Genomic DNA, 25,297 nt, shown 5'->3' on the forward strand with positions numbered 1-25,297 from the left:
CAGCGCGATACGCCGACGCGCCGGCCGCCCACTGGCGTTTGCCGACCGGCGCGACTCGAACTGGACGCCTTCGACCGCTCCGCCTATCTCTGGGGCGCGCATCAGGCGGAGGGATCATGAGCGAGACGAGAAGCGTCGAGACGCTGACCGAGGCGGAGGCCCGCGCGGAACTGGCGCGCCTGGCAGACGTGCTGGGCGAGGCGAACCGGGCCTATCACGCCGAGGATGCGCCTGTGATGACCGACGCGGAGTTCGATGCCCTGCGCCGGCGCAACGCGGAGATCGAAGCGCGCTTTCCGAACCTGATTCGCTCCGACAGCCCGTCGGCCCAGGTCGGCGCGGCCCCGGCGGAGGGGTTCGCAAAGGTGACCCACGCGGTCCCCATGCTGTCGCTCGGCAATGCCTTCGAGGACGAGGATGTTGCGGAATTCGACCGCTCAGTGCGCGGTTTCCTCGGCCTCGCGCCCGATGCGCCGCTCGCCTACACGGCCGAGCCCAAGATCGACGGGCTGTCGCTGTCGCTGCGCTACGAGCACGGACGGCTGGTGCAGGCGGCGACCAGGGGCGACGGGGCGACCGGCGAGAACGTGACCGCCAATGCCCGCACCGTGGACGATATTCCGCAGCAGATCGACGGCGCGCCCGAGGTGCTGGAAGTGCGCGGCGAGGTCTACATGACCCACGCCGATTTCTCGGCTCTGAACGAACGCCAGGCGGAGGCGGGTGGCAAGACCTTCGCCAACCCACGCAACGCCGCCGCCGGCTCGCTGCGCCAGCTCGACGCCCAGATCACCCGAGCGCGCCCTTTGCGCTTCTTCGCCTATGCCTGGGGCGAGACCTCCGAGCCACTGGCAGAGAGCCAGATGGCTGCCATCAAGCGGCTGGCCACGCTCGGTTTCGTCACCAACCCGCTGACCCGGCTCTGCACCTCCGCCGAGGAGATGCTGGCGCATTACCACGACATCGAGGCCCGGCGGGCTGCGCTCGGCTATGACATCGACGGGGTTGTCTACAAGGTGGACGATCTCGGCTTCCAGCGCCGCCTCGGATTTCGCTCGACCACGCCCCGCTGGGCCATCGCCCACAAGTTCCCGGCCGAGCTAGCCTGGACACGGCTCGAGGGGATCGACATCCAGGTCGGCCGCACCGGCGCGCTGAGCCCGGTGGCGCGGCTAACGCCGGTGACGGTGGGCGGTGTGGTGGTCTCCAACGCGACGTTGCACAACGAGGATTACATCGCCGGCCGCGACAGCTCCGGCGCGCCGATCCGGGAGGGCCGCGACATCCGTGTGGGCGACCGGGTGCAGGTCTATCGCGCGGGGGACGTGATCCCCAAGATCGCCGACGTGGATCTCTCGGCGCGACCCGACGGGTCCGTGCCTTACGAATTCCCGACGCATTGCCCGATCTGCGGCTCGGAGGCGATCCGCGAGGAGGGCGATTCCGTGCGCCGATGCACCGGAGGCATGATCTGTGCCGCGCAACTCGTCGAAAAGCTGAAGCATTTCGTCTCGCGCGCCGCCTTCGACATCGAAGGTCTGGGCGCCAAGCAGGTGGAGCAGTTCCACACCGACGGCTGGATCGCCGAGCCTGCCGACATCTTCACGCTGCAGGAGCGCTATGGCAGCGGGATGCAGCAGTTGAAGAACCGCGAAGGCTGGGGCGAGAAATCCGCCACCAACCTTTTCGCCGCGATCGAAGAGCGCCGGCGCATCCCGCTGAACCGCTTCCTGTTCGCGCTCGGCATCCGTCACCTGGGCGAGGTCGCCGCCAAGACCCTGGCCCGCCATTTCGGAAGCTGGGAGACGCTGCGCGACACCGTGGACCGCGCCAGCGATGAGCCCGCGGCCGAGGCGGTGGAGGCGATGGACACCAAGGCGCGCCGCGCCGCGCTGGCCGGGAGCCCGGCCTGGTCGGAGCTGATCTCGGTCGACGGGATCGGCGACGCGCTGGTGCAGACCCTGGTCGCGGCCATGCGCCAGCCGGCGGAGCGGGCGGTCATCGACCGTCTGGTGGCGCAACTCGAGATCGAGGACGTGGCGGCCCCGGCAACGGCCGATTCCCCCGTGGCGGGCAAGACCGTGGTCTTTACCGGCACGCTGGAGAAGATGACCCGCGCCGAGGCCAAGGCACGGGCGGAAGCGCTTGGCGCGAAGGTCTCCGGTTCGGTCTCTTCCAAGACAGACCTGCTGGTTGCCGGGCCGGGGGCCGGTTCCAAGGCCAAGAAGGCCGCCGAGCTGGGGATCGAGACACTCGACGAAGACGGCTGGCTGGCCCTGATCGGGCAGGCATGAGCGGCCGTCCGTCGATCCTGTTCCCGCTTTTCGCGGAGCTGGAGACGCTGGAGGGCGTCGGGCCGAAAACGGCCAAGCACCTCGCGCAGATCGACATCGAGCGGCCGCGCGATCTGCTGTTCACGCTGCCGCACACGGGCGTCGACCGGCGGCTTGTTCCGTCTGTGCGGGCGTTGACCCTGCCGGGAACCGGGACGGTCGAGGTCGAGATCGGCCGTCACCGGCAGCCCGCGTCCCGCGGACGGCCCTACCGGGTGGACGTGGAGGATGCCGAAACGAGTTTTCAGCTCGTGTTCTTCCATGCCAATGGCGAATACCTGCAGCGGCAACTTCCCACCGGCCAGCGGCGGATCGTGTCGGGCAAGATCGAGCTTTTCGACGGCGTGGCCCAGATGGTCCATCCCGATCACATCCTGCGCCCCGAGCAGGCCGGCGAGATCCCGGACTACGAGCCGGTCTATCCGCTCACCTCCGGGGTCACGCTGAAGACGATGACGAAGGCGGCGCGCTCGGCGCTGGCGCGGACGCCGGAGCTGGCGGAATGGATCGACCCGGCGCTGGCGGCGCGCGAGGGCTGGCCGGACTGGCACGCAGCGGTGACCGGGGCCCATGCGCCGCAGGGCGTGCGCGACCTGTCGCCCGACGCACCGGCGCGGCGCCGGCTGGCCTATGACGAGCTGTTCGCGCACCAGGTGACCCTGGCACTGGCGCGGAGCGTCGAGCGGCGCGGCAAGGGGCGCGCTTCGGTGGCGACCGGGCGGCTGCAGGGCAAGGTGCTGGCGGCGCTTCCCTATCACCCGACCGGAGCGCAGGAGCGCGCGGTGCGCGAGATATCGGAGGACATGGGCGGGCCGAAGCGGATGGCACGGCTGCTGCAGGGCGATGTCGGCGCGGGCAAGACGCTGGTTGCGGTGATGGCGCTCCTGGTGGCGGTGGAGGCCGGCGGGCAGGGCGTGATGATGGCCCCGACCGAGATCCTCGCCCGCCAGCATCTCGACTCGATCCGGCCGCTGGCCGAGAGCGCCGGCGTCGTTCTCGAGATCCTCACCGGGCGCGACAAGGGCGCGGAGAGGCAGGCCAAGCTGGCGGCGCTGGCGCGGGGCGATATCCAGATCCTCGTCGGCACCCATGCGGTGTTCCAGAAGGACGTGGAGTTCAAGGATCTGCGGCTCGCCGTGATCGACGAGCAGCACCGCTTCGGTGTCGCGCAGCGGATGGAACTGGGCGCCAAGGGCCATGCGGTGGACGTTCTGGTGATGACCGCCACGCCGATCCCGCGCAGCCTGGCGCTGGCGCAATATGGCGACATGGACCTCTCGGTGCTGGACGAGAAACCGCCGGGGCGGACCCCGGTCAAGACGGCGCTGGTCTCCACCGACCGCATCGACGAGGTGGTGGATCACCTGCGGCGTGCGGTGGCAGAGGGCAAGCAGGCCTATTGGGTCTGCCCGCTGGTCGAGGAAAGCGAGACGGTCGAGATGACGGCCGCCGAGGACCGGTTCCGTCACCTGCGCGCGACGCTCGGCGAGGGCAGGGTGGGGCTGGTGCACGGCCAGATGCCACCGGCCGAGAAGGATGCCGCGATGGCGCGCTTCGTGGAGGGCGAGACTTCGGTCCTCGTCGCGACCACGGTGATCGAGGTCGGGGTTAACGTGCCCAACGCCTCGATCATGGTGATCGAGCAGGCGGAGAGCTTCGGCCTGGCGCAGTTGCATCAGTTGCGTGGCCGTGTCGGGCGCGGCGCGGCGGCGTCGACCTGCCTGCTGCTCTACCAGGGGCCGCTGGGCGAAACGGCGCGGCGGCGGCTGGAGATCCTGCGCGAGACAGAGGACGGTTTCCGCATCGCAGAGGAGGACCTTGCGATGCGCGGGGCGGGCGACCTGATCGGCACCGCGCAATCCGGCCTTCCGAAATTCCGAATCGCCGACATGGAGCGGCAGACCGGCCTGATGCAGATGGCGCAGCAGGACGCCCGACGTCTGCTGGCCTACGATCCGACCCTGCAGGGCGAGCGCGGGCAGGCGGTGCGTGTTCTGCTCTGGCTGATGGAACAGGACAAGGCGATCCGGCTGATCTCGGTCGGGTAGCGGGCGCGCTGCGCTGCGGAAGACGCTGATTACATGGGGACTTCGGTGGCAGGACGGGGATGTTCACGCCCTAAGTGGAACACCCGCGTTCCTTCTTGTTCACGTTTGTTCTTAAAAAGTTCTTTACTTTTGTTCCCCTGCGTGAGAACAAAGGAGCAACAGACGCGCCCATATCGAAACGAGGACACCGCCATGCTCGCCGAGATCAAAGCCCTGCTTGCCCGCTCCGAAGCCACGCTGCTTGAAGATGCCATTGGCGTCGTGGCGCTCATGGTGATCCTGGTCGGAGGGTTGCACCTGCCCGGGCTCGTCTGACCCGTTTTCTGCCTGCGACCTGCTGCCCGGCGGCGCACATCTTCGTCCCCAAACCGATGTGCTGCCTGGTTTCTGCCTGTCCCCAACGGCCTCGGTGCTCTGCCTCTGCACCCTGCCACCCGGTCCACCAGAGTCGCCACTTCGCCGCCGCCGTCCTGCCCGGACGAGCGGCGGTTTTTTCTTGTAGGGGCCGGCCTCCGGGGCTCAGGCGTCGGTTTCGACGAAATCGGCAAGTTCGCCCCGGCAGAGCCGCCGCAGGCGGTCAGGCGCGATGCCGAAGACGTGGCGCGGCGTGCCGGCGGCGGCCCAGACCTCCTCGAAATCGGTCAGCCGCGGATCGAAATAGGCGCGGATCGGGTTGAGGTGCCCGACCGGGGAGACGCCGCCGATGGCAAAGCCGGTGACCTCGCGTATCCGCGATCCGCTGGCCGGATGGCTGCCTTCGCCAAGCAGCTCGGCCACCGTCTCCGTGCAGACGCGGTTGCCGCCGGCGGTGACGAAGAGGGTCAGCTTGCCGCTGATCTCGCCCTCCACGACGATCGACTTGGCGATCTGGTCGAGTGCGCAGCCCACCGCGTCGGCGGCCTCGCGGGCGGTGCGGGTGCTGTCGGGCATCTCGCGCAGATCGTAGGGGGTGTCGGCCGCGTCGAGGGCGGCGATGACACGTTTCAGGCTCTTGCTCATCTCGCGGCGACTCCGTTCGGACGGTGGGTTGGGCCGGTGCAGCGCACCTTGACAGAGTGCATGGGCCGCGGGCGGGGGGGCGGTCAAGCGGATTGACCGGCGCGCGCCGCCGCGCCATCACTCCTGCATGAGCTTCGCCCGCGCCATCACCCGCTCGCCCATCCCGTTCGACGCCGCTGCCGGGGCCGATGCCGCGGCCCGGTTTGCCGCGCTGCCGGCGGAGACGCGCGAGGTGCTGGCCGGGGCGGCGGGCTGCAGCAGTTTCCTGCGCGGCCTGATGGAGAAGGAAACCGGCTGGCTGGAGGCCGCGCTCGCCGCCGATCCCGCAAGCGTGCTGGAAGCCGAGTTCGAGGCGCTCCGGCAGGTCGAATGGACTGCTCTCAAGGGCGCGCTGCGGCAGGCGAAGCGCCGGGTGGCGCTCTATGTCGGGCTGGCCGACCTCGCCGGTGTCTGGACACTGGAGCAGGTCACCGGGGGGCTCACGGATTTCGCCGATCTCTCCGTCGATCTGGCAATGAAGGCCTCGATGGCGAGCGAGCTGAGGCGCGGCAAGTTTCCCGGACAGGGTGAAGAGGATCTCGGGACGGCGGCGGGGATGGTCGCGCTGGCTATGGGCAAGATGGGCGCGGGGGAGCTGAACTATTCCTCCGATATCGACCTGATCATGCTGTTCGACGACACCCGCTTTTCGGACGACGACTACCAGGAAGCGCGCGCGGCATTCATCAAGGCAACGCGGCGGATGACGGCGCTGCTGAGCGAAATCACCGGCGACGGCTATGTCTGGCGCACCGACCTGCGGCTGCGGCCGGACCCGTCGGTCACGCCGGTCTGCCTGTCGATGGAGGCGGCGGAGCGGTACTACGAGTCGGTCGGGCGCACCTGGGAACGTGCGGCTCATATCAAGGCGCGTCCCTGTGGCGGCGACATCGCGGCCGGCGAGGCTTACCTCGAGCGGTTGCGGCCGTTCATCTGGCGCAGGCACCTCGATTTCGCAGCGATCCAGGACGCCCACGACATGCGGCTCAAGATCAAGGAGCACAAGGGCCTGCACGAGACCGGCTGCCTCGAGGGCCGCAACCTGAAGCTCGGTCCGGGCGGCATTCGCGAGATCGAGTTCTTTACCCAGACCCGGCAGATCATCGCCGGCGGGCGCGATCCCAGCCTGCGGGTCCGGGCTACCGTGCCCGCGCTGCGCAGGCTGGCCGAGACCGGCTGGATCCCGGCGGACCTCGCGGAGCGGTTCACCGGCCATTACCGGGCGCTGCGGGAGCTGGAACATCGGGTCCAGATGGTGGCCGACGCCCGTACCCATGCCCTGCCAAGCAGCGACGAGGGGTTCGACCGGATCGCGCGGATGTGCGGCGAGGGCGACACGGCACGGTTCCGCCGCGAGATCTCGGACCGCCTCGCCGAGGTGCGCGCCGATGCGGAGAGCTTCTTTGCGCCGGGGCTGAAGGGGGCGAAGGGCGAGGGAGAGACGGTCGAGGAGCCGGAGATCGTTTCGCGCTGGCGGCACTACCCGGCGCTGCGTTCGGAGCGGGCGCAGGAAATCTTCGAGCGGCTGAAGCCCGATCTGCTGGCCCGCCTGAACGAGGCGCCCCGGCCTGACGAAGCGCTGACCGCCTTCGACGGCTTCCTCTCGGGGCTTCCGGCGGGTGTGCAGCTTTTCTCGCTGTTCGAGGCGAACCCCAACCTCCGGGCGCTTATCGTCGATATCGCCTCGACCGCGCCGGCGCTGGCGAGCTACCTGTCGAAGAACTCCGGCGTGCTCGACGCGGTCATCGGCGGCAGCTTTTTCGAGCCGTGGCCCGGAAGCGCCAAGCTTGCCCGCTCCCTGTCCGATCGGCTGGAGGCCGCGGGTGATTACGAGCAACAGCTCGATGCGGCCCGGCGCTGGCAGAAGGACTGGCATTTCCGGGCCGGTGTGCACCACCTGCGCGGGATCGTCGATGCCTCCGAGGCGGGCCGCCAGTTCGCCGATGTCGCCGAGGCCGTGCTCTGCGGGCTGATGCCGCGAATCGTCGAGAATTTCGCGCGACGCCACGGCCGGCCGCCCGGGCGCGGCGGGGTGGCGGTGGCGATGGGGTCGCTCGGTGCGCACTGGATCAACGCCCGGTCGGATCTCGACCTGATCATGATCTACGACGCCGAGCAGGCCGATACGTCCGACGGCCCGCGCCCTTTGCCGGCCACGACCTATTACGCGCGGCTGACCAAGGCGATCCTGACCGCGCTGACGGCACCGACGGCGGAGGGCCGGCTCTACGAGGTCGACATGCGGCTCCGGCCCTCGGGCAAGCAGGGGCCGGTAGCGACCTCGCTTTCGGCTTTCGACAGTTACCAGCACAAGGAGGCCTGGACCTGGGAGCACCTGGCGCTGACCCGCGCCCGCCCGATGGCGGGCAATGCGGCCGTGGGCGAGGAGGTGGAGCGCATCCGGCTGTCCGTTCTCGGTGCGAAGCGGGACGCCGGAAAGGTGCTGGAGGATGTGCGCGACATGCGCCGCAGGCTTGCCGAGGCCAAGGGCCAGCAGGGGCCGCTCGACGTCAAGACCGGCCCCGGCGGGATGCAGGACATCGAACTGGTGGCCCAGGCGGGCGCTCTGCTCTCCGGCGCGCGCGCCCGGCGGACCGTGGCGCAGCTTCAGGCGGGGGCGCGGCTTGGCTGGCTGACCCGCGAGGAGGCCGAACAGCTCGCCGCGGCCTACAGGCTGGCGCGCTCCGTGCAGAGCGTGGGCCGGCTCATCTTGGAGGGGCCGCTCGATCCCGAGACGCTCGGCCAAGGCTGCTGCGAGGTGCTGCTGCGGGAGACCGGGCTGGAGAGCGTGGAGGCGCTGACCGCTGCGCTCGCCGAGAAGCGTTCGGCGGCTGCTGGCATCATCGATGCGACGCTGGAGCGTCTGCCGCCGGATACGGCGGAGGGTGCGGCGTGAAGGGAGATTGGGCTGATCCCAAGGCGCTGATCGCCGAGGCCTATCGTATCGAGGGGATCGGCGCGCCGGAATGCCGGTCGATCTTCATGGACTGGGCGCTTTCGCTGCCGGAGGAAACCGACCAGCGCGGCGCGCTGGAGGCGCTTCTGGCGCGCCATGGCGCCGAGGCGCCCGAGCATCCGATGAGCCGGGTCCTGATCGAGGGGCTGGCGGAGGGCCGGCCCGCCAGCCGCCGGGGCGGATGGCGCGGACGGCGCGGGGGGCGGGTGCCGCCGGCAGATTAGCGCGGCACCCTGACGAAGATCAGGCGCTGAGCGCCGCGGCCTCGCGGGCCAGTTCCTCGATCGCCTTCCAGTCTCCTGCGGCGACGAGCTTGGCCGGTGCGACCCAGCTTCCGCCAACGCAGATCGTGTTGGACAGGCCGAGATAGGTCGGCGCGTTCTGGGGCGTGACGCCGCCGGTCGGGCAGAACTTGATCTGCGGGATCGGCGCGCCGATGCCCTTGAGCGCCGCGGCGCCGCCGGCGGCTTCGGCGGGGAAGAACTTCAGGGTCGTGTAGCCGCGTTCCAGGAGCGCCATCGCCTCGCTCGCGGTTGCCGCGCCGGGCAGCAGTGGCAGGTCCTGCGCCTCGCAGGCATCGAGCAGCCGGTCGGTCGCGCCGGGAGACACGCCGAACCGCGCCCCGGCCGCCTTGGCCGCCGCGACGTCCTCGGGGGTGAGCAGGGTGCCGGCACCGACGACGCCGCCCTCGACCTTCGACATCTCGCGGATCGCGTCGAGCGCCACCGGCGTGCGCAGCGTCACCTCGAGCGCCGGCAGGCCGCCGGCCACGAGCGCCTCGGCGAGCGGCCGGGCGCTGGCGACGTCGTCGATCACCAGGACGGGGACGACCGGCGCCAGGCGGCAGATCTCGGCGGTCTTCAGGCTGGCTTCCTGTGGTGTCATTCTCTGTTCCTCTGATTGGCCGGACGGCACGTGTCAGCGCGGCGCCGGGTTGGGTATTTCAGCCAAGAAGACAGGCCGGCCACCGCCGGTCTGCTCCCCCCATCACTGTCCGCGCAGGACCTCTGTTCCGTCTCTTTGGCAAAAATACCCTGACGCGCGCAGAAAGACCCTGAGCTAGCATATCAGTCAAGTGCACTATTGCCGCGCCACGGGTCAGAGCACGGCGCAGGCGCCTTCCGTGGCGGGGCCTGCATTGCGGCGGAAGGTCTCGAAAAGGTCGCGTCCGAGGCCGTGGGTATTGGCAGAGAGGTCTGCCTGGACGGGCGCGCGCTCGGCAAAACCGTCTTCGAGAACGTCCAGCGTGCCCGCGACCGCATCGACGCGGACCATGTCGCCGTCCCGCACCCTGGCGATCGGACCGCCGGAGGCGGCTTCGGGTGTGACGTGGATCGCCGCCGGCACCTTGCCCGAAGCGCCGGACATCCGCCCGTCGGTGACCAGTGCCACCTTGAGGCCGCGATCCTGAAGGACGGCAAGGGTCGGGGTCAGGCTGTGCAGTTCCGGCATCCCGTTGGCGCCGGGGCCCTGGAAGCGGACGACGACGACGGTGTCCTCGGTGAACTCACCGGCCTTGAAGGCCGTCTTGACTACCTCCTGGTCGTGGAACACGCGGGCGCGGGCTTCGATCACGTGCCGCTCGGGCGCGACGGCCGAGACCTTCATCACTCCGTGGCCCAACGAGCCCTTGAGCTGTTTCAGGCCGCCCGTCGGCTGGAACGGGCTGGCGGCGGGGCGCAGGATCTTGTCGTTGAGCGTCTCGCCGGCGCCTTCCTCCCAGACCAGTTCGCCGTTCTGGAGCTTCGGCTCGCGGGTGTAGAGTGCGAGCCCGTCGCCGGCGACGGTGCGTGTGTCGGGGTGCAGCAGACCGGCCTTGAGAAGCTCGCCGATCATGAAGCCGAGGCCGCCCGCGGCGTGGAAATGGTTCACGTCCGCGAGGCCGTTGGGATAGACCTTGGCCAGCAGCGGGACGACGTCGGAGAGGTCCGCGAAGTCTTCCAGGCCGAGCCGGATCCCCGCCGCCCGTGCCATCGCGGGCAGGTGCAGGATCAGGTTGGTCGACCCGCCCGTGGCCATCAGCCCGACCATGCCGTTGACGAAGGCCCGCTCGTCGAGCACCTCGCCCGCCGGGGTGTATTCGTTGCCGAGCGCGGTGATCTCGGCCGCGCGCTTGGCGCCGGCGACGGTCAGCGCATCGCGCAGCGGCGTGTTCGGGGTGACGAAACTGGCGCCGGGCAGGTGCAGCCCCATGAATTCCATCAGCATCTGGTTGGTGTTCGCGGTGCCGTAGAAGGTGCAGGTGCCCGGCCCGTGGTAGGAGGCCATCTCGGCCTCCATCAGCTTGTCGCGACCGACCTCGCCGGTGGCGAATTGCTGGCGGACGCGGGCCTTCTCGTCGTTCGGCAGGCCACTCGTCATGGGGCCGGCGGGCAGGAACACCGCCGGCAGGTGCGAGAAGCTCGCCGCTGCCATCACCAGCCCCGGTACGATCTTGTCGCAGACGCCCAGGAAGAGCGCGGAATCGAAGGTGTTGTGGCTGAGCGCGACGGCCGAGGCCATGGCGATCACGTCGCGCGAGAAGAGCGACAGCTCCATTCCGGTCTGGCCCTGGGTGACGCCGTCGCACATCGCCGGCACGCCGCCTGCGACCTGGGCCGTGGCGCCGGCCTCGCGGGCCGCTCGGCGGATCAGGTCAGGGTAGCGTTCGAACGGCTGGTGGGCGGAGAGCATGTCGTTGTAGGCGGTAACGATCCCGATATTGGGCGCGCGTCCCTCTGCAAGTGCTGCCTTGTCCTCGCCCATCGCCGCATAGGCATGGGCCTGGTTGCCACAGGTCAGATGCGCCCGGGCCGGACCGGCCTCCGCCGCCTTCTGCATCTGTTCCAGATAGGCGTGGCGGCTGTCGTGGCTGCGCTCGCGGATGCGTTCGGTGACGCGGGCGACCGTGGCGTTGAGGTCCATGGAACTCTCTCCCTTGCTGATGCCGGTGACTTAGCAGGTTAGCGCTAACGGATCAAATCCTTCCCCAGCCGGGAAGATCGCGGCAAATGCGCCGCCTGAGCCGTGCACTAGGGCGCGAGGCACAGGCGGCCCGAACAGTGTAGACGAACTGCGCCGCTCGCGCACGGGCGGGCTTTCGCAAGCCGCCGCGAGCGGATAGACCGCGCGCATGACAACAGATCTGCCTCTCCCCACCGTCCGTCTGCGCCCCAAGGGCGATGCCCGCGCGCTGCGGCACGGATTCCCCTGGGTCTATGCCGACGAACTCGTCGTCGATCGGCGGACGCGGGCGCTCGACGCCGGCACCATCGCCCTGCTGGAGGATGCCGAGCGGCGCCCGCTCGGCCTCGTGGCGCTGAACGGCCAGTCCAAGATCATCGCCCGTATGCTCGACCGCGACCCGGCGGCGTCCATCGATGCCGCCTGGTTCGAGGAGCGGATCGCGCGGGCGCTGGCGCTGCGCGAACGGCTCTTCGATGCGCCGTTCTACCGGCTGATCCATGCGGAGGCCGATGGTCTTCCCGGCGTGGTCATCGACCGCTTCGGCGACGCGGCGGTGATCCAACCCAACGCCGCCTGGGCGGAGTTGCGGCTCGCCGAGATCGCGGCGGCACTGAAGGCCGTCACCGGCGTCTCGGTGCTGGTCAAGAACGGCACCGGCCGTGCCCGCGGGCTGGAAGGGCTGCCGGAGGAGACCCTGCTGCTCGAAGGTGCGCTGGATGGCCCGGTGCCGGTGCCGATGAACGGCGCGACCTACATGGCCGACCTGATGGGCGGCCAGAAGACCGGCCTGTTCTACGACCAGCGCCCGAACCACGCCTTCGCCGCGCGGCTGGCGGGAGGCGGGCGCGTGCTCGACGTGTTTTCCCATGTGGGAGGCTTCGGCCTCGCGTCTCTGGCGGCCGGCGCGGCATCGGCGCTCAGCGTCGACGGATCAGCCGCGGCGCTGGAGCTGGCCGAGGCCGGGGCTGCGGCGGCCGGCGTCGCGGACCGGTTCGAGACCCGCAAGGGCGATGCCTTCGCGGTGATGGAGGCGCTGGCCGAGGAAGGGCAGACCTTCGACCTCGTGGTCTGCGACCCGCCGGCCTTCGCGCCCAGCCGGCAGGCGCTGGACGCCGGCCTGCGCGCCTACGAGCGCGTGGCGCGGCTCGCCGCACCGCTGGTGGCGCCAGGCGGCTACCTGGGACTGTGTTCCTGCTCGCACGCCGCCGATCTCTCGAAGTTCCGTAACGCTTCGGCCCGCGGCATCGGCCGTGGCGGCCGGCGCGCGCAACTGCTGCACACCGGCTTCGCCGGCCCGGACCACCCGATGCTGCCGCAACTCGCCGAGAGCGGCTATCTCAAGGCGCTGTTCTTCCGGCTCGTGCCCTGATGCGGGTGCTGATCGACGCCTGCGTGCTCTATCCGACCGTGATGCGGGAGGTGGTGCTGGGCGTCGCGGGGCAGGGGCTGTTCGAACCGCTCTGGTCGGACCGGCTGCTGGAGGAATGGGCCCGCGCCGCCGCCCGCCGTGGCCCGCTCGACGAGGCGCAGGCACGGGGCGAGATCGCGCTGGTCCGCGCGGCCTGGCCCAAAGCCAGCGTGCAGCCGCGCGACGGTGATCTTGCGCGGCTCTGGCTGCCCGACGAGAACGACATCCATGTTCTTGCCGCCGCCGTGGCCGGCTCGGCCGACCTGATCCTGACCCTGAATATCCGCGACTTCCCACGGAATATCCTCTCCGAGGAAGGGTTGGACCGCGCCGACCCGGACGGCTTTCTTCACCGGCTCTGGCAGGATCACCCCGAAAAGGTCGCCCGCGCGGCGGAACAGGTGCTGCGCCAGGCACGGCAGATGGACGACGTTCCGCACGAGATGCGGCCGCTGCTCAAGAAGGCTCGCCTCCCGCGTCTTGCAAAGGCGCTCGCAGGTTAGGCGTTCCGCCTCGCCAGGGCTCCGGCGCGGACCGTGTCAGCCGAGCAGGCGGTCGACCAGTGCCGGCAACTCGTCGAAATGGTCGAGCAGCGCCTCGGGTTCCATGCCGGCGACGGCGCGGCCTTCGGGGCCGAAGGTCACCAGCACGCAGGGAACGCCGGTTGCGCGTGCCGTTTCCCGGTCGGTAACCGTGTCGCCCACCAGCAGCGAGCGTTCGACCGCGCCGCCGGCCAGCGTCACCGCCGCGCGGTAGGGGGCGGGGTCGGGCTTGCGCACCGGCAGCGTGTCTGCGCCGATCAGCGAGGCAAAGGCCCCACGCACGCCGAGCCGCTGCAGCAGGGTCTCGGCCAGGCCTTGGGGCTTGTTGGTGCAGATCCCCACGGCCACGCCACGCCCGGTCAGCGCCTCCACCGCCTCCATCGCACCCGGGTAAAGCCGCGTGTGCACGTCGATCGCGGCGCCGTAATGGGCGAGAAGGGCGGGATATTCCCGGTCCACCTGCGTTTCGGCGTCGTCCGCCTGCAGCCGCTCGAAACCCAGCCGCAGCATGGCGCGACCGCCGCGAAAGGCGGTGGCGGCGTCGGCCCGGGGATCGAGCGGCGCGCCGAGGCCGCGGTTCTCGAAGCACCGGTTCGCCGCGGCGATGAGGTCGCCGCTGGTGTCCGCGAGCGTTCCGTCCAGATCGAAGATCACCGTGCGCATCCGTGCCCTCCAGGTCGCTTCGGCGGGCCGCCGCCGAGCCATGTTTCAGAGTGTCACCGCATTTGACCGGGAAGCCCCTTGCGGCGCGCCCGGCCTCGCGTATTACGGAAGCCGGTTGAAGAAAAGAGATTTGCGATGCCGACAAACCTCGTCATCCTGGCGGCAGGCCAGGGCACCCGGATGCAATCCGACCTTCCGAAAGTCCTGCACGAGGTCGCCGGCGCGCCGCTCCTGCACCATGCGATGCAGGCTGGCGCGACGCTGCAGCCCGACCGGGTGGTCGTGGTCACCGGCAATGGCGCCGAAGATGTCGCCGCCGCCGCGCAGGATTTCGATCCCCAGGTCCTGATCGCCGAACAGACCGAGCGGCTCGGCACTGCCCATGCCGTCGCCCAGGCGCGCACCGCGCTCGAGGGCGCGGAGGGCGATGTGATCGTGCTTTACGGCGACACGCCCTTCGTGCGGCCGGAGACCCTGGAACGGATGGTCGAGGCGCGGGCCGATCACGCGGTCGTCGTGCTCGGCTTCGAGGCCGCCGATCCCGGCCGCTACGGGCGGCTGGTGATGAATGGCGACGCCCTGGAACGGATTGTCGAGTTCAAGGACGCGACGGACGAGGAACGCGCCATAACGCTCTGCAATTCAGGCGTGATCTGCGTGGATGCCGCGACGCTGTTCGAGCTCATCGAGGCGGTCGGCAAGGACAACGCCTCGGGTGAGTACTACCTGACGGACATCGTAGCGATTGCCTGCAGCCGCGGTTTGTCGGCCACGGCCGTGGCCTGCGAGGAGGCCGAGACCCTCGGCGTCAATTCCCGGGCCGATCTTGCCGCCGCGGAGTTGGTCTTCCAGAACCGCGCCCGGTCACAGGCAATGCAGGAAGGCGTGACCCTGCAGGCGCCGGACACGGTCTGGTTTGCTTACGACACCGTCATCGGCCGCGATGCGCTGGTCGAGCCCCACGTCGTCTTCGGCCCCGGCGTGACCATCGAGACCGGCGCCCGAATCCGCGCCTTCAGCCACCTTGAGGGGTGTCATGTGTCGCGCGGCGCCGTGGTGGGCCCATATGCACGTCTGCGCCCGGGCACCGAACTGGCAGAGGACGTCAAGGTCGGCAATTTCGTCGAGATCAAGAACGGCATCCTCGACGCCGGTGCCAAGGTGAATCACCTGACCTATATCGGCGACGCCTCCATAGGGGCCGGCACGAATGTCGGCGCCGGTACCGTGACCTGCAATTACGACGGCGTTTTCAAGCATTTCACGGAAATCGGGGCCGGGGCCTTCATTGGTTCCGATACGATGCTCGTCGCACCTGTTAAGATAGGCGCGGGGGCGATGACGGCCTCGGGTTCGGTCATCACCTCCGATGTTCCGGCGGACGCGCTCGCGCTTGGGCGTGCGCGCCAGGAGAACAAGCCGGATCTTGCCCGCAAGCTGATGGAGCGGCTTCGGGAGGCGAAACGGAATCAGAGCGGGGGCAATAGCTGATGTGCGGGATCGTCGGAGTTCTGGGGCGGCACGAAGCGGCCCCGTTGCTGGTCGAGGCGCTCAAACGCCTCGAGTACCGCGGATATGACAGCGCGGGGATCGCGACCGTCAATGACGGCGTGCTCGATCGCCGCCGCGCCGTGGGCAAGCTCGTCAACCTTTCGGATCTGCTGGTGCATGAACCGCTGACGGGCAAGGCCGGAATCGGCCACACGCGCTGGGCCACCCACGGTGCGCCGAGCGTCGCCAATGCGCACCCGCATCGCGCCGGGCCGGTGGCGGTTGTGCACAATGGCATCATCGAGAATTTCCGGGAACTCCGCGCCGACCTGGCCGATGCCGGGCTGCATTTCGAGACCGAGACGGACACGGAAACCATTGCGCTCCTCGTCCAGCACATGCTGGCGAAGGGGATGAACCATCGCGACGCCGCTGCAGCCGCGATCGCCCGCCTCGAAGGGGCCTTTGCGCTGGCGCTGCTCTTCGACGGGCAGGACGACCTGATGATCGTCGCCCGCAGGGGCTCACCGCTGGCTATCGGCCACGGCGACGGCGAGGTCTTTGTCGGCTCCGACGCCATGGCCCTGGCGCCGATGACCGACCGCATCACCTATCTCGAGGAGGGGGATTGGGCCTGCCTGACCCGGAGCTCGGTCGAGATCCGCGACGGCGCAGGCACGCTGGTCAATCGTCCGATCAAGAAGGTGAACATCGACCTGAGCCAGGTCGAAAAGGGCGGCTATCGGCACTTCATGGCCAAGGAGATCGCCGAGCAGCCGATCGTGCTGGGCGATGCGCTGTCGCATTACCTGCGAGGCGAGGGGATCGAGATGCCGGAGCCGGGTCTCGATTTCACCGAGTTCGACAGGATGGTGATGGTCGCCTGCGGCACCGCCAACTACGCCTGCGTGGTTGCGAAATACTGGTTCGAATCTCTCGCCGGGATCTCGGTCGAGGTGGATATCGCCAGCGAGTTCCGCTACCGCGAGCCGCCGATCCCGCCCCGGACCCTGGCGCTGTTCGTCAGCCAGTCGGGCGAAACCGCGGACACGCTCGCCGCGCTGCGCTACTGCGAGGGCAAGGCCGCGCGCGTCGCCTCTGTGGTGAACGTGACCGAAAGCTCGATCGCCCGCGAGAGCGACCTGGTCCTGCCGATCCGGGCGGGCGCCGAGATCGGCGTGGCCTCGACCAAGGCCTTCACCTGCCAGCTCACCGTGCTGTTCCTGCTGGCGCTCAAGGCCGCCCATGACCGCGGTCGCCTCGATGCCGAGGAACTGGAGGCGCGGATCGCGGCGCTGCGGCAGGTCCCCGGTCTGATGAACATCGCCATGGCCAGTTCGGACGAGATCGCCGCCGTTGCCAAATCCGTTTCCGAGGCGCGCGACGTTCTGTTCCTTGGCCGCGGCGCGATGTTCCCGCTGGCGATGGAGGGTGCGCTCAAGCTGAAGGAAATCAGCTACATACATGCCGAAGGTTATGCGTCGGGCGAACTCAAGCACGGACCGATCGCGCTGGTCGACAAGACGGTGCCGGTAATCGTCATGGCGCCCTCCGACCACCTCTTCGACAAGACGGTGTCGAACATGCAGGAGGTGATGGCGCGGGGGGGCAAGGTCCTGCTGATCACCGATGCGAAGGGCGCGCGGGCGGCCGGTGACGGCTGCTGGAAGACGATCCTCATGCCGGAGGTCGACCCGCTTCTCGCCCCGATCCTCTATGCACTGCCGGCGCAGCTCCTTGCCTACCACGCGGCCATCGCCAAGGGCACGGATGTGGACCAGCCCAGGAACCTGGCGAAGTCGGTCACAGTGGAATAGGCGGGCTCCCGGAAACGGGAAACGCTGGCGGATGGAACCGCCAGCGTCGGGAGGTTGCCCTGCGGGGCGTCACTCGGTTGCCGAGGCCGCGAGGATCTCCGGCGTTTCGCCGTCCTCGTCGGAGGCTGTGGTCGACTCATCCTCCGCCTCTTCCTCCGGAGCCTCGGTTTCCACGCTGTCCTCCGCTTCCGCGGTCTCTGGCGTGTCCGTCTCCGACATCTCTTCCTGCTGGCGCGCGATGTAGTCGTCGATCAGCCCGTCCGCCTCTCCGACGCCAAGCTGTGCGGCCACCCAATCCTCCATCTCCGGCGTGATGTCATCCTCGGTGACCGGTCCGTTGCCGGTGGCATTCAGCGAGTCGACCATGGCCTGGCGCATCACCTCCTCGGATACGGCGTCGGCCGCCTCTTCCGCGACCTTCTCGGCCTCGGCCACCGCGTCGGTCTCGCGGGACAGGGCTTCGGCGGTGTCGCGCGCCTCCGTCAGTGCGGCGCCGTCTTCCTCCCAGGCCTTGTGTGCGGTTTCCCATTCCTTGAGCAGTTCATCGTAGGTATCTGCATTCTCGGGCGTTTTGACCGGTTCCTCGGGTTCGAGCGCCGCGTGATCGCGCAGCCGCTGGTCCAGATCCGTCAGCGCGGCATCGGGATCGTCGGGGAGGGCAAGATCTTCGGCAATCTGGTCATAGGCGGTTTGGGTCTCCAGGAGGTCGCGCTGCGCCTGCTCCAACGCCTCTTTCGCGGCCTCGCTGTCGGCGCTCGCCATCACGTAGTCCCGGAACGGCGCCATCTTGGGATCGGAGCTGTTCATCAGGCCGTTGATGTTGCGGTTGAGAGAGTTCAGGCTCTTGAGTTGCGAGGCCAGCGCGCCGCCGGCGACTGCCCTCTCCGGCGAAAATCCGGGCCGTTTCGCCGGTTTCGGGGAATGGGTGACGAGCGTCGGCGACGGTTTCCGGGAGGTCTTGACCGAAGGGCTCTTCGCGGTCCTCACGGGCGCCGCAGCCTTCGACTTGCCGGACGATCCCTTGCCGAACTTCTCCTTCAGCTTCGCGAAGGGGTTGTTGCCGTTCTGGGATTTGGACGCGCTGGAGCGGTCGGATTTGCCCGAGGCGCCCTTGGCTCCGCGCGACGTCTTGTCGGACTTGTCCTTGCCGGACTTGCTCTTGTCCGATCCCCGGCCGTTGTTGCCCTTGTCGCCCCGGTCGCCCTTGCCACCCTTGTCGCCTTTGTCCCCGTTTTTCGCATAGGCGGCCCCGTGGTCGCCGAAGTCGACATATGCCTGTCCGCCCAAGGCGACCGGCAGGGTCAGGACGAGGCCCGCGACCAGCGTCAACTCGAGAATTTTCATGGCGCTCTCCCTTCGCAACTGGTCCGCCCCCGAGACCGTCCCGCCGAGGCTTGCTCGAAATGCGGGCATTTCTGTGGCAAGCACCCGGTTTTTGAATATGTGATCCGCCCGGGCCACGTCAGGGGCGCCGCGTGCCGGCCGCATCAGCCCGATTGACCGCTGACGCGACTCGTGTCTAGTATTTGAACAGTCGTTCAATAACGGGGAGGGGAGGCCCTGTGGCGATGTTCAACGCGACGATGAGCTTCGACATCGGCGAGGAGGCCGCGGCGCTGCGTGACATGGTGCATCGCTGGGCGCAGGAGCGGGTCAAGCCGATGGCCGCCGCGATCGATGCGGGCAACGAGTTCCCGGCCGAGCTCTGGCGCGAGATGGGCGACCTTGGGCTGCTCGGCATCACGGTGCCGGAGGAATACGGCGGGGCCGGCATGTCCTATCTCGCCCATACCATCGCGGTGGAAGAGATCGCGCGCGCCTCGGCCTCGGTCTCGCTCAGCTACGGCGCGCATTCCAACCTCTGCGTGAACCAGATCAAGCTGAATGGCAGCGAGGAGCAGAAGCGCACCTACCTGCCGAAACTGATCTCCGGCGAGCACGTGGGCGCGCTCGCGATGTCGGAGGCCGGCGCGGGCTCGGACGTGGTGTCCATGAAGCTCCGCGCCGAGAAGCGCAACGGCCACTACCTGCTGAACGGCACCAAGTACTGGATCACCAACGGCCCGGATGCCGACACGCTGGTCGTCTACGCCAAGACGGACCCGGACGCCGGCAGTCGCGGCATCACCGCCTTCATTGTCGAGAAGACCATGAAGGGGTTCTCCACCAGCAAGCATTTCGACAAGCTCGGGATGCGCGGCTCGAACACGGCGGAGCTGGTGTTCCAGGACGTGGAGGTGCCGTTCGAGAACGTGCTGGGCGAAGAGGGCAAGGGCGTGCGCGTGCTGATGTCGGGGCTCGACTACGAACGCGTGGTGCTGGCCGGCATCGGCACCGGCATCATCGCGGCCTGCCTCGACGAGATCATGCCCTACCTGAAGGACCGCAAGCAGTTCGGCCAGCCGATAGGGAGCTTCCAGCTGATGCAGGCCAAGATCGCCGACATGTATGCTGCAATGAACACCGCGCGTGCTTATGTCTACGAGGTGGCCAAGGCCTGTGACCGGGGCGAAGTGACCCGCGCGGACGCCGCCGCCTGCGTGCTCTATTCCTCCGAGGCCGCGATGACGCAGGCCCACCAGGCGGTGCAGGCGATGGGCGGGGCGGGGTTCATGAACGACGCGCCTGTGAGCCGGCTGTTCCGGGATGCCAAGCTGATGGAGATCGGCGCCGGCACCTCGGAGATCCGGCGGATGCTGATCGGTCGCGAAATGATGGCGGCCATGGGGTGAGTGGTGGAAAGCGAAGGACCATTCTGGGCAGGAACGCCAAGCCTGCTCCACACGGATTTCCCGACACTGACGCACGGGCTGGAGCTCGTCGCGGCGATGATCGACGTGATGGCGATCCTGGTCATGCTGGTCGGCGCGCTGCGGTTCCTGGCAGGGTTCGTCCGTGCGGAAACCAAGATCGACGAGCCGGCGCGGGCGCGGATCATCAACGGCGAGCGAATCCAGCTCGGGCGTTACATCCTTGCGGGGCTGATGATCTTCATCGTCTCGGACATCATCCACACCGCGCTGAGCCTCGATCTTGGCGACCTGATCTTCCTCGGTGTCCTTGTCGGTATCCGTTTCGCCGTCAGTCACCTGCTGGGCCAGGAGGTGCGTGCGATCAAGGAGGATCCGGAACTCTGACGTGGCGCCGGGCGTTCCCCGGCGAACGCCGCGACAGACAAGGAAGGATGTGACGATGACGCTGAGCGAGAAACAGGAAGCCCTTTGCACCGCCAACGAGACCGATTTCTCGGGGCTTTCGGCTTTGCTGTTCAACACCTCGCTCAAACTCGATGCAGGCGACAGCCACACCCAGATCCTGCTGAACGTCGTCGCGGAGATGATGCAGCGCAATGGCGTGGCGGTGGAGCATGTGAACATGGCCTCCGCGGGCGTGCCTGCGGGCGTCTATCCGGACATGACCGAGCACGGGCATGACAGCGATGGCTGGCCCGCGATCTGGGACAGGGTGCAAGCCGCCGATATCCTGGTGATCGGTACGCCGCTCTGGCTCGGCGAGGAAAGCTCGCTCTGCCGGGTGCTCATCGAACGGCTCTACGGCATGTCGGGGATGCTCAACGACAAGGGCCAGTCGATCTACTACGGCAAGGTCGGCGGCTGCGTGGTCACCGGCAACGAGGACGGGATCAAGCACGCGGCGATGACCATAGGCTATGCGCTGTCCCATCTCGGCGTGACGATCCCCCCGCAGGCCGATTGCGGCTGGATCGGCGAGGCCGGCCCCGGCCCCTCCTTCGGCGATGCGCTGGAGGACGGCACCCGCGCCGGGTTCGACAACGATTTCACGCAGCGCAACACCACGATCATGACGTGGAACCTGATGCACATGGCGCGGATGCTGAAGCAGGCCGGGGGCTTGCCGAACCACGGCAACGACCGCCGTGCCTGGGCCGCGGGGTGCCGGTTCGACTATGACAATCCGGAGCATCGGTCTTGATCCAGGGGCCCACATTCAGCCACGTGAAAGAGCACGGGTGGCAGATCCCGGAGCGGCTCAACATGGCCTGGGAGGTCTGCGACCGCTGGGCCGAGGCGGAGCCGGAGCGGGTGGCGTTGATCGAGCCGCTCGCTGACGGCGGCCTGCGCCGGACGACATTCGGGGACCTTCGGGCGATGGCGGATGCGATGGCGCACCGGCTGGTCGAGGTCGGGATCGGGCGCGGCGACAGGGTCGGCGTGTTTCTCAGCCAGTCGCCCTGGACGGCGGCTGCGCATGTCGCTGTGTGGAAAATCGGCGCGATCTCGATCCCGCTTTTCACGCTGTTTGGACCGGAGGCGCTGGCGATGCGGCTGGGCGACGCCGAGGCGCGGGCGATCGTGACGGATGCGGGGGGCGCGGAGCGGCTCGGGGGAGATCTCGCGCCGGCGCTGGGGGCGGATGTGGCGCTTGTCACGCCGGAGGGGCTCGCGCTCGGCGGCCCGCCTTTCGCCACCGCCGACACCGGGGCGGAAGACCCCGCGGTGATGATCTACACCTCGGGGACGACCGGAAACCCGAAGGGCGCGCTGCATGCCCACAGGGTGCTGCGCGGCCACCTGCCGGGGGTGGAGCTGTCGCACGACATGCTGCCGCAGCCGGGCGACGTTCTCTGGACCCCGGCCGACTGGGCCTGGATCGGCGGGCTGTTCGACGTGCTGATGCCGGGGCTCTGGCACGGGGTGCCGGTGGTCGCGGCGCGGCTGCCGCGGTTCACGCCCGAGGATTGCGCGCGGATCGTGGCGCAGACCGGGGCGCGCAACGTCTTTTTCCCGCCGACGGCGCTGCGGGCGCTCAAGGCGGCGGACATGTCCATTCCGGGGCTGCGCTCGGTTGCGTCCGGCGGGGAGCCGCTGGGGGCGGAGATGCTCGACTGGGGGCGGCGGGCCTTTGGTCTCACGATCAACGAATTCTACGGCCAGACCGAGTGCAACATGATCGTCAGTGCCTGCGGCGCGCTGTTCGACCCGGTGCCGGGCGCGATGGGCCAGCCGGTGCCGGGGCACGCGGTCGACGTCATCGGGCCGGACGGCGCGCCGACCGGAGGCGAGGGCGAGATCGCCGTGCGGCGGGGATCGGCGTCGATGATGCTGGAATACTGGCGCAACCCGGAGGCGACCGCAGCCAAGTTTCGCGGCGACTGGATGCTGACCGGAGACAGGGGCATCCGCGAGGGCGCTTTCCTGCGGTTCAAGGGGCGCGACGACGACGTGATCACCTCCTCGGGCTACCGGATCGGGCCCGGTGAGGTCGAGGATTGCCTGCTGACCCATCCCGCCGTGGCGAGTTGCGGCGTGGTCGGAACGCCGGACCCGGAGCGCACCGAGGCGGTGACCGCCTTCGTGATCCTGCGCCCGGGCCACGCGCCTGACGCCGAGACCCGCGCCGCCCTCCAGGCGCATGTGAAGACGCGGCTCGCCGCGCATGAATATCCGCGTATCCTGCATTTCGCGGAGAGCCTGCCGATGACCATCAGCGGAAAGATCATTCGGCGCGAGCTGCGCCGCATCGCGGCCGAAGGAGCCAGACCATGACCCCGCCGAACGAGCGTCGCCCGCACCTGGCGGCCGACATCCTGCGCGAGGCGCTCGAGCGCCAGCGCGCCTTCGAGGAACGCAAGCCGACCCGCATGGGCCGGGGGGCGGAGCGGTTCACCGCGCCCGTGGGCGGGCTGGTGGCCCGGATGGTGCCGCCACGGCTGGTGCAGCAGGGCCTGCGGATCGCCGACCGGATGGTGGGCTACACCGTTCCGGCCGAGATGACCCGCCACTCGGTGGAGGATCTGGCCGCCTGCGAGGCGGCGGCGCGGCGGGTGCAGGCCTGGGCGGCAAGTTCCAATGCCGCCTCGGGCGGGGCGGCGGGCTGGTTCGGCGCGGTCGGCATGACCGCCGACATCCCGGCAACGATCGCCATGGCGGCCCGCAACGTGCGGGCGACGGGGGCCGCCTTCGGCTTCAACGGCGACAGCGAGGAGGAGCGGGCCTATCGGCTGATGGTGCTCCAGGTCGCGACGGAGACGGCCAACAAGGGGCGCGACGAGACGCTGGCGGCGCTCTCCGACATGGCGGCTTTCCTCGCCAGCCCCGAGGGGCGCCTGGTGCTGGAAAAGGGCGGCGGCTGGGTCTCCGAAAAGGTCATCGAACGGATCGCCCGGCAGCTTGGCGTCACCCTCGCCAGCCGCAAGGCGGGGCAGGTGGTGCCGATCGTCGGCGGCGCGGTTGCCGCCGTGGTCAACGCGAGTTTCCAGACCGACGTGAGCCGGGCCGCGCGCTACGGCTACCGGATGCGGTGGCTGATGGAGCGGCGGCTGCTGGAGGACCGGAGCCTCGACGGAGCCGGAGAGGCATGATGGGCGGACATTCGTTCCACTTCGCGCGGCCGCACCGTGCCGCTTGTCGCCTGGCCCCGCTTTGCGCCGGCCCGGCGCCTGCCGCCGTTCGGGGAGGCGATTGATGCGTCTGCGCTCGTCGGTGCTCACCAGCGGGGAGGATTACTCCGCCAATCGTGCCGCCCATCTCGCCGCGCTGGAGCAGGTCGCCGAGGCCGCCGCGCTCGCCGCGTCCGGCGGCGGCGCCGGCGCCCGGGAGAGGCACCTCGCGCGGGGCAAGATGCTGCCGCGCGAGCGGGTGGCCAACCTGCTCGACCCCGGCGCGCCGTTTCTGGAGATCGGCGCCACGGCGGCGCATGGCATGTACGACGGCGCGGCGCCTTGCGCCGGTGTCGTGGCCGGGATCGGCCGGGTCATGGGACGCGAGGTCATGGTGGTGTGCAACGACGCCACCGTGAAGGGCGGCACCTATTACCCGATGACGGTCAAGAAGCACCTTCGCGCGCAGGAGATCGCCGCCGAATGCCATCTGCCCTGCGTCTACCTGGTGGATTCCGGGGGCGCGAACCTGCCGATGCAGGACGAGGTCTTTCCCGACCGCGACCATTTCGGCCGGATCTTCTACAACCAGGCGCGGATGTCGGCGCAGGGGATTGCCCAGATCGCGGTCGTGATGGGCTCCTGCACGGCGGGCGGCGCCTATGTGCCGGCAATGTCGGATGTCACGATCATCGTGCGCGACCAGGGGACGATCTTCCTCGCCGGTCCGCCGCTGGTGAAGGCGGCGACGGGCGAGGTGGTGAGCGCCGAGGACCTCGGAGGCGGGGACGTGCACACGCGGCTCTCCGGCGTGGCCGACTACCTTGCCGAAGACGATGCCCATGCGCTGGCGCTGGCGCGCCGGGCGGTGGGCTCGCTCGGGCCGGCCCCGGACGTCTCTGCCAACTGGGCAAGCCCGGAGCCGCCGGCCCACGACCCCGAAGAGATCCTCGGGGTGGTGCCGGCCGACCTGCGCACCCCCTACGACATCCGCGAGGTGATCGCCCGTCTCGTCGACGGCTCGCGTTTCGACGAGTTCAAGGCGCGGTTCGGCGAGACGCTGGTGACCGGCTTCGCCCATGTCCACGGCTGCCCCGTGGGCATCGTCGCCAACAACGGCGTGCTGTTCTCCGAGGCCGCGCAGAAGGGCGCGCATTTCGTCGAGCTCTGCTCGCAGCGCCGCATTCCGCTGGTCTTCCTGCAGAACATCACCGGCTTCATGGTGGGGCGGAAATACGAGAACGAGGGGATCGCGCGGCATGGCGCCAAGATGGTGACGGCGGTAGCGACGACCTCGGTGCCCAAGGTCACCCTGCTTGTCGGGGGCTCCTTCGGGGCCGGGAATTACGGGATGGCGGGGCGGGCCTACCAGCCCCGGTTCCTCTGGACATGGCCGAACAGCCGGATCTCGGTGATGGGCGGCGCGCAGGCGGCCGGGGTCCTTGCCCAGGTGCGGCGCGCGGCGATCGAGAAATCGGGCGGGGCGTGGTCGGCCGAGGAGGAGGCCGCGTTCCGACGGCCCACCGAGGAGATGTTCGAGCGCCAGGCCCATCCGCTCTATGCCAGCGCCCGGCTTTGGGACGACGGGGTGATCGACCCGCGCAAGAGCCGCGAGGTTCTGGGGCTTTCGCTGCGCGCGGCGTTGAATGCGCCGGTGGAGGAGACACGCTTCGGCGTGTTCCGGATGTGAGCGT

The 25,297-nt window shown here is 69.1% G+C and carries 20 protein-coding genes; 15 read left to right on the top strand and 5 right to left on the bottom strand.

Annotated elements, in window-relative coordinates:
* The first annotated feature begins 116 nt into the window (after positions 1-116).
* The 3 genes from ligA (at position 117) to CHB86_RS25220 (ending at position 4,696) form a co-directional block, all read left to right on the top strand.
* A complete protein-coding gene (gene ligA, locus CHB86_RS10400; RefSeq protein ID WP_089232965.1) occupies positions 117-2,294 on the top strand; it encodes an NAD-dependent DNA ligase LigA in 2,178 nt (725 codons plus the stop codon).
* A complete protein-coding gene (gene recG, locus CHB86_RS10405; RefSeq protein ID WP_089232966.1) occupies positions 2,291-4,381 on the top strand; it encodes an ATP-dependent DNA helicase RecG in 2,091 nt (696 codons plus the stop codon). The genes ligA and recG overlap by 4 nt, the downstream gene beginning before the upstream one ends.
* A gap of 192 nt (positions 4,382-4,573) precedes the next feature.
* On the top strand, positions 4,574-4,696 hold the full coding sequence (locus CHB86_RS25220; protein WP_089232967.1) for a hypothetical protein: 123 nt from the start codon (positions 4,574-4,576) through the stop codon (positions 4,694-4,696).
* Between the two features lie 204 nt (positions 4,697-4,900).
* Here CHB86_RS25220 and CHB86_RS10415 read toward each other — a convergent pair whose 3' ends face one another.
* Complete coding sequence (locus tag CHB86_RS10415) at positions 4,901-5,380, bottom strand: YbaK/EbsC family protein (protein ID WP_089232968.1); 480 nt, start codon at positions 5,378-5,380, stop codon at positions 4,901-4,903.
* 127 nt (positions 5,381-5,507) lie between these two features.
* On the opposite strand from CHB86_RS10415, the gene CHB86_RS10420 reads away from it, so the two are divergent.
* The gene (locus CHB86_RS10420; RefSeq protein ID WP_089232969.1) at positions 5,508-8,315 is read left to right on the top strand and encodes a bifunctional [glutamate--ammonia ligase]-adenylyl-L-tyrosine phosphorylase/[glutamate--ammonia-ligase] adenylyltransferase; all 2,808 of its coding nucleotides are present in this window, start codon (positions 5,508-5,510) and stop codon (positions 8,313-8,315) included.
* Positions 8,312-8,599, top strand: a complete 288-nt coding sequence (locus CHB86_RS10425) for a hypothetical protein (protein WP_089232970.1) — start codon at positions 8,312-8,314, stop codon at positions 8,597-8,599. The genes CHB86_RS10420 and CHB86_RS10425 overlap by 4 nt, the downstream gene beginning before the upstream one ends.
* A gap of 19 nt (positions 8,600-8,618) precedes the next feature.
* Here CHB86_RS10425 and eda read toward each other — a convergent pair whose 3' ends face one another.
* Together eda and edd are read right to left on the bottom strand one after the other, a co-directional pair.
* Entirely contained in the window at positions 8,619-9,260 is a 642-nt protein-coding gene (eda, locus tag CHB86_RS10430; protein WP_089232971.1) for a bifunctional 4-hydroxy-2-oxoglutarate aldolase/2-dehydro-3-deoxy-phosphogluconate aldolase, read from the bottom strand.
* Positions 9,261-9,473: 213 nt separating this feature from the next.
* On the bottom strand, positions 9,474-11,279 hold the full coding sequence (gene edd, locus CHB86_RS10435; protein ID WP_089232972.1) for a phosphogluconate dehydratase: 1,806 nt from the start codon (positions 11,277-11,279) through the stop codon (positions 9,474-9,476).
* A 208-nt stretch (positions 11,280-11,487) separates the two neighbouring features.
* Between edd and CHB86_RS10440 the strand changes: the two genes are divergently transcribed.
* Complete coding sequence (locus tag CHB86_RS10440; RefSeq protein WP_245837884.1) at positions 11,488-12,690, top strand: RSP_2647 family RNA methyltransferase; 1,203 nt, start codon at positions 11,488-11,490, stop codon at positions 12,688-12,690.
* Complete coding sequence (locus tag CHB86_RS10445; protein ID WP_089232973.1) at positions 12,690-13,232, top strand: RSP_2648 family PIN domain-containing protein; 543 nt, start codon at positions 12,690-12,692, stop codon at positions 13,230-13,232. Before CHB86_RS10440 ends, CHB86_RS10445 begins: the two co-directional genes overlap by 1 nt.
* Positions 13,233-13,268: 36 nt before the next feature.
* Here the strand turns inward: CHB86_RS10445 and CHB86_RS10450 are convergent, their stop codons facing one another.
* The gene (locus CHB86_RS10450; protein WP_089232974.1) at positions 13,269-13,934 is read right to left on the bottom strand and encodes an HAD-IA family hydrolase; all 666 of its coding nucleotides are present in this window, start codon (positions 13,932-13,934) and stop codon (positions 13,269-13,271) included.
* 135 nt (positions 13,935-14,069) lie between these two features.
* Between CHB86_RS10450 and glmU the strand changes: the two genes are divergently transcribed.
* Together glmU and glmS are read left to right on the top strand one after the other, a co-directional pair.
* Positions 14,070-15,425, top strand: coding sequence for a bifunctional UDP-N-acetylglucosamine diphosphorylase/glucosamine-1-phosphate N-acetyltransferase GlmU (gene glmU / locus CHB86_RS10455; protein WP_089232975.1), 1,356 nt, complete (start codon positions 14,070-14,072; stop codon positions 15,423-15,425).
* Complete coding sequence (gene glmS / locus CHB86_RS10460; RefSeq protein WP_089232976.1) at positions 15,425-17,242, top strand: glutamine--fructose-6-phosphate transaminase (isomerizing); 1,818 nt, start codon at positions 15,425-15,427, stop codon at positions 17,240-17,242. Before glmU ends, glmS begins: the two co-directional genes overlap by 1 nt.
* A 69-nt stretch (positions 17,243-17,311) precedes the next feature.
* Here glmS and CHB86_RS10465 read toward each other — a convergent pair whose 3' ends face one another.
* Positions 17,312-18,586 (bottom strand): hypothetical protein, encoded by a 1,275-nt coding sequence (locus CHB86_RS10465; RefSeq protein WP_089232977.1) that lies wholly within the window; start codon positions 18,584-18,586, stop codon positions 17,312-17,314.
* 224 nt (positions 18,587-18,810) lie between these two features.
* Between CHB86_RS10465 and CHB86_RS10470 the strand changes: the two genes are divergently transcribed.
* The 6 genes from CHB86_RS10470 (at position 18,811) to CHB86_RS10495 (ending at position 25,293) form a co-directional block, all read left to right on the top strand.
* The gene (locus CHB86_RS10470) at positions 18,811-19,974 is read left to right on the top strand and encodes an isovaleryl-CoA dehydrogenase (protein ID WP_089232978.1); all 1,164 of its coding nucleotides are present in this window, start codon (positions 18,811-18,813) and stop codon (positions 19,972-19,974) included.
* Between the two features lie 3 nt (positions 19,975-19,977).
* Complete coding sequence (locus tag CHB86_RS10475; RefSeq protein ID WP_141134868.1) at positions 19,978-20,379, top strand: DUF1622 domain-containing protein; 402 nt, start codon at positions 19,978-19,980, stop codon at positions 20,377-20,379.
* Positions 20,380-20,434: 55 nt separating this feature from the next.
* Positions 20,435-21,196: a flavodoxin family protein gene (locus CHB86_RS10480; RefSeq protein ID WP_089232980.1), complete on the top strand. Its 762-nt coding sequence runs from the start codon at positions 20,435-20,437 to the stop codon at positions 21,194-21,196.
* Positions 21,193-22,770, top strand: a complete 1,578-nt coding sequence (locus CHB86_RS10485; protein ID WP_425445418.1) for an AMP-binding protein — start codon at positions 21,193-21,195, stop codon at positions 22,768-22,770. Before CHB86_RS10480 ends, CHB86_RS10485 begins: the two co-directional genes overlap by 4 nt.
* Positions 22,767-23,585, top strand: coding sequence for an EcsC family protein (locus CHB86_RS10490; protein ID WP_089232981.1), 819 nt, complete (start codon positions 22,767-22,769; stop codon positions 23,583-23,585). The genes CHB86_RS10485 and CHB86_RS10490 overlap by 4 nt, the downstream gene beginning before the upstream one ends.
* A gap of 103 nt (positions 23,586-23,688) precedes the next feature.
* On the top strand, positions 23,689-25,293 hold the full coding sequence (locus tag CHB86_RS10495) for a carboxyl transferase domain-containing protein (RefSeq protein WP_089232982.1): 1,605 nt from the start codon (positions 23,689-23,691) through the stop codon (positions 25,291-25,293).
* The last annotated feature ends 4 nt before the right edge of the window (positions 25,294-25,297 follow it).

The sequence above is a fragment of the Tropicimonas sediminicola genome, from assembly GCF_900188335.1.
Taxonomy (GTDB): domain Bacteria; phylum Pseudomonadota; class Alphaproteobacteria; order Rhodobacterales; family Rhodobacteraceae; genus Tropicimonas; species Tropicimonas sediminicola.

Excerpts from the sequence above, each read along its gene's own strand:
- CHB86_RS10490 (WP_089232981.1), top strand. The coding sequence starts at position 22,767 with ATGACCCCGCCGAACGAGCGTCGCCCGCACCTGGCGGCCGACATCCTG.
- ligA (WP_089232965.1), top strand. The coding sequence starts at position 117 with ATGAGCGAGACGAGAAGCGTCGAGACGCTGACCGAGGCGGAGGCCCGC.
- CHB86_RS10495 (WP_089232982.1), top strand. The coding sequence starts at position 23,689 with ATGCGTCTGCGCTCGTCGGTGCTCACCAGCGGGGAGGATTACTCCGCC.
- recG (WP_089232966.1), top strand. The coding sequence starts at position 2,291 with ATGAGCGGCCGTCCGTCGATCCTGTTCCCGCTTTTCGCGGAGCTGGAG.
- edd (WP_089232972.1), bottom strand. The coding sequence starts at position 11,279 with ATGGACCTCAACGCCACGGTCGCCCGCGTCACCGAACGCATCCGCGAG.
- CHB86_RS10480 (WP_089232980.1), top strand. The coding sequence starts at position 20,435 with ATGACGCTGAGCGAGAAACAGGAAGCCCTTTGCACCGCCAACGAGACC.
- CHB86_RS10440 (WP_245837884.1), top strand. The coding sequence starts at position 11,488 with ATGACAACAGATCTGCCTCTCCCCACCGTCCGTCTGCGCCCCAAGGGC.
- CHB86_RS10415 (WP_089232968.1), bottom strand. The coding sequence starts at position 5,380 with ATGAGCAAGAGCCTGAAACGTGTCATCGCCGCCCTCGACGCGGCCGAC.
- CHB86_RS10465 (WP_089232977.1), bottom strand. The coding sequence starts at position 18,586 with ATGAAAATTCTCGAGTTGACGCTGGTCGCGGGCCTCGTCCTGACCCTG.
- eda (WP_089232971.1), bottom strand. The coding sequence starts at position 9,260 with ATGACACCACAGGAAGCCAGCCTGAAGACCGCCGAGATCTGCCGCCTG.
- CHB86_RS10450 (WP_089232974.1), bottom strand. The coding sequence starts at position 13,934 with ATGCGCACGGTGATCTTCGATCTGGACGGAACGCTCGCGGACACCAGC.
- CHB86_RS10420 (WP_089232969.1), top strand. The coding sequence starts at position 5,508 with ATGAGCTTCGCCCGCGCCATCACCCGCTCGCCCATCCCGTTCGACGCC.
- glmU (WP_089232975.1), top strand. The coding sequence starts at position 14,070 with ATGCCGACAAACCTCGTCATCCTGGCGGCAGGCCAGGGCACCCGGATG.
- CHB86_RS10470 (WP_089232978.1), top strand. The coding sequence starts at position 18,811 with ATGTTCAACGCGACGATGAGCTTCGACATCGGCGAGGAGGCCGCGGCG.
- CHB86_RS25220 (WP_089232967.1), top strand. The coding sequence starts at position 4,574 with ATGCTCGCCGAGATCAAAGCCCTGCTTGCCCGCTCCGAAGCCACGCTG.
- glmS (WP_089232976.1), top strand. The coding sequence starts at position 15,425 with ATGTGCGGGATCGTCGGAGTTCTGGGGCGGCACGAAGCGGCCCCGTTG.
- CHB86_RS10445 (WP_089232973.1), top strand. The coding sequence starts at position 12,690 with ATGCGGGTGCTGATCGACGCCTGCGTGCTCTATCCGACCGTGATGCGG.